This is a genomic window from Kitasatospora sp. NPDC059827 (assembly GCF_042731675.1).
Taxonomy (GTDB): Bacteria; Actinomycetota; Actinomycetes; order Streptomycetales; family Streptomycetaceae; genus Kitasatospora.
Window position 1 is genome coordinate 13,685 of the sequence record NZ_JBHWIV010000131.1, and the last position, 3,107, is coordinate 16,791.

General features: G+C 69.0%; 3 protein-coding genes and 2 pseudogenes. 3 read left to right on the plus strand and 2 right to left on the minus strand.

Annotated elements, in window-relative coordinates; all coding sequences use genetic code 11:
• Nucleotides 1–97: 97 nt before the first annotated feature.
• Nucleotides 98–721 carry an Imm43 family immunity protein gene (locus ACFV8H_RS39505; RefSeq protein ID WP_380409375.1) on the minus strand — a complete coding sequence of 208 codons (624 nt, stop codon included), beginning with the start codon at nucleotides 719–721 and terminating at the stop codon, nucleotides 98–100.
• A 190-nt stretch (nucleotides 722–911) separates the two neighbouring features.
• Between ACFV8H_RS39505 and ACFV8H_RS39510 the strand changes: the two genes are divergently transcribed.
• The 3 genes and pseudogenes from ACFV8H_RS39510 (at nucleotide 912) to ACFV8H_RS39520 (ending at nucleotide 2,858) form a co-directional block, all read left to right on the plus strand.
• Complete coding sequence (locus ACFV8H_RS39510) at nucleotides 912–1,541, plus strand: LysE family translocator (protein ID WP_380409377.1); 630 nt, start codon at nucleotides 912–914, stop codon at nucleotides 1,539–1,541.
• A gap of 197 nt (nucleotides 1,542–1,738) precedes the next feature.
• Nucleotides 1,739–2,071, plus strand: coding sequence for a CPCC family cysteine-rich protein (locus ACFV8H_RS39515; protein WP_380409379.1), 333 nt, complete (start codon nucleotides 1,739–1,741; stop codon nucleotides 2,069–2,071).
• Nucleotides 2,072–2,175: 104 nt separating this feature from the next.
• Nucleotides 2,176–2,858, plus strand: a pseudogene (locus ACFV8H_RS39520) (transposase).
• A gap of 21 nt (nucleotides 2,859–2,879) precedes the next feature.
• Here ACFV8H_RS39520 and ACFV8H_RS39525 read toward each other — a convergent pair.
• Nucleotides 2,880–3,107: pseudogene (locus ACFV8H_RS39525) on the minus strand (SMI1/KNR4 family protein); the annotation flags it as partial.

A 3,107-nucleotide genomic window follows, 5' to 3' on the forward strand; every position in this document is an offset into this window, starting at 1 on the left:
CCGGGGGGGTCATCTTTTCGGCCCCCCGAAACATGAACACCCCGTGGGTGGGGGTGGGCGCCCCCCCCCCCCCCCCACTCCTCGGCCGTCGAGTGCGTCAGGCGCTCTGGATGGTCCCGATGTCCGGCAGCTCCACGAACGTGACTCCTCTCGGGCCGAACCGCCCGAACCGCCGCGCGGCTTCGGCGAACCTCTCCGAGCAGAAGGCAACCCCGAGGAGCGGGATGCAGTCGAAGAGGAACAGGTCGCGCTCCGGCGGCGTCCCGAAGCGGAGTTCCCAGATCTTCTTGATCTGCCCGTTGCGGCGGAAGTCGATCCTCGACCCCGCGAGGTCCACCACGTCCTCGACCTTGAGCAGTTCGGTCCGGGGGAACTTCACGAAGTAGTAGTCCTTCGCCGGGATCCGTTTGCCCTTGCTGGACACCACGTTCAGCTTCGCGGCCTGCCAGCCACCGGTGTCGGTGGCCCGCATCAGGGCCAGGAACTCGCCGCTGACGACGTGCCCGCCGAACTGCGTGTGGAAGTCGAAGTCGTAGGCCCGGTCCTTCGTGATCAGCCACAGCTCGGCCGGCAGGTCGGCGAGCGGGGCGTCGCCTGTGGCGTAGTGCCAGGCGTAATGCATCGGCCGGTCGTGGCCGTCGTCCGAGAAATCCTCGTGGATCAATCCGTTGAGGAAGGCCGGGCAGCGGGCCTCGTCCTGGTACGCCAACGCGAAGTGCAAAGCGGTGATCCCCCGTCCACGGCCGGACGCGGAGCCGGCCCCCGCCTCCGTCGCCGCCAGCCTACCGATCAGCGCGGCCGCACGGGATTCGTGAATGCGGCGGTACCGGGCGTTCTCCCCGCCGCCGGCCCTCCGTCTCGGCCTACGAATATCGCTTGCGGGGCTGCCACGCCCGCACGAGCATCGGCCCATGCCTGTCGATCCGCACCTCTTCGCCGTCTTCCTAGTCACCACCCTCGTCGCGATGGTCACCCCGGGGCCGGACATGCTGTTCATCCTCGGCTGCGGGATCCGCGGCGGCGCCCGTGCCGGGCTGCTCGCCACCGCCGGGGTCGCCACCAGCGAGGCCGTTCACATCGCGCTCGCCGCCGTGGGACTGTCCGCGTTCTTCGCCGCCGCGCCGACCGCGTTCACCGCGCTGCGCCTGGCCGGCGCCGCCTACCTCGTGTACCTCGGTGTGCAGGCGATCCGCCACCGCGGCCGGGAGCGGGTCGAGTCGGCGGGCGCGAACGGGGTCTCCGGCCGCCGAGCTTACGTTCGCGGGCTGCTGACCAACCTGGTGAACCCGAAGATGGTCACGTTCACGATCGCGTTCCTGCCCCAGTTCGTCGACCCCGGCCTGGGCCGGGTCTGGCTCCAGTTCCTGCTCCTCGGGGCGGTCTTCATCGCGGTCGAGTTCCTGGTCGACGGCACCGTCGGCGTGCTCGCGGGCCGGATCGGGGGCTGGCTCGACCGGCGCGCGGCCGCGCGCCGCCGCCTCGACGTGGCGACCGGCGGCGTCTTCATCGGCCTGGGCGTGCGTCTGGCGGTCGAGCGATAGGGCGTTTCGTACCGATCGACCACCCGTCGGCCCGGCTCAAGGGTGCGATCCTCAAGGCAACGAGGAGTGGGGAGTGGGGCCCCCCCACAAACCACACCAGCGCCGGAGCGGCGGGGGCGCCGGGGGCGGGGGGTCCGGGCTCGGCGGGGCGCCGCCGGCGGGGCTGGTTGTCTGTGGGTTCATGTACAAAATGCAGCGTGACCAGCGATGACAGGGGCGCTGCCCCGCAGAGGTTCAACATCGTGCTTGGACCGGAGAGCGGCCCGTACGCCTGCCCGTGCTGCGGCTACCTGACCATGGAAACCCGCGGGGCGAACGAGACGTGCCTGGTGTGCTACTGGGAGGACGACGGGCAGGACGAGCACGACCGTGACGAGGTCCGCGGCGGTCCGAACGGGACGCTGAGCCTTGCCGAGGCACAACGCACCTACGAGTCGATCGGCGCCTGTGCACCGCAGTGGGTCAAGTACGTTCGCGCGCCCTTCCCCGAAGAGCGCAAGTACAGGGACCCGGAGTATCGCTGGCTCTAGAGAGCTGGGCGATCCGCTGGAGTTGTCACCCCTAGGTATCCGGTTATCCGGTCTCACCAGGGTCTGTTGCGAAAGTGGATCAAGGTTGTGGATGATCACCGGCCGTGGGACGTGGTGATCTGACGAACGGCCAGTGGGAGCGTCTGGAGCCGTTGCTGCCAGTGGGAAAGAAGCCAGGCCGCCCCCGGACCTGGACGCATCGGCAGCTGATCGACGGCATACGGTGGCGGACCAGAACTGGAGCGCCGTGGCGGGATCTCCCGGAGCGCTACGGACCGTGGGACCGGGCCTACGACCTGTTCCGGCGATGGCAGCGCAACGGCACCTGGAAGCGGATCTTCAAGCAGCTGCAGGCCGAAGCCGACGCAAAAGGTCTGCTCACGTGGGACGGCAGCGTCGAATGCACCTGGCGGTCGAGTAGGGACAGAAACCCCTGTCCCTGCTCGTCACCGCCGGCCAGCGGCACGACAGTCCCCAGTTCCAGCCGGTCCTGGACGGCATCCGGGTACCCCGCACCGGACCATGCCGACCGCGCACGAAACCGGACAAGGTTCGCGCGGACAGGGCGTACGGCTCCCGCGTGAACCGCGCCTACCTGCGGGGACGAGGTGTGCGGTGCACCATCCCGGAGAAGGCCGACCGGGTCCGCAACCGCAAGAAGCTCGGTTCCCGAGGCGGCCGCCCACCGAAGTTCGACAAGGATGACACCAAGGAGCGCCACGCCGTCGAACTCGCTGTCCGTTATCCCGCGACCGTGCTGGTCGCAGCGATCAACGAGTGGCTATGACCAGCAAGGCCTCTACAACCCCTACTGGTTGGCCGGCCGTGGTTCACCGGAGTATCGGTCCAAGCCCGCCTTCGAGCGCCGTTGTTGCTCGAACCAGTGCACGTAGCGGGGTGAGGCGTCGCGGAGATCGATGCTGAGTGGGTACGGGTCGAACTCGTCCAGGAGCAGCTTGCGGAGGAATTCGACCATGCCGCAGGGGAACAGGGTGAAGTCGTCGCGGGTGTGGCGGCCACAGACCAGGACAGGCCA

Excerpts from the sequence above, each read along its gene's own strand:
- ACFV8H_RS39510 (WP_380409377.1), top strand. The coding sequence starts at position 912 with ATGCCTGTCGATCCGCACCTCTTCGCCGTCTTCCTAGTCACCACCCTC.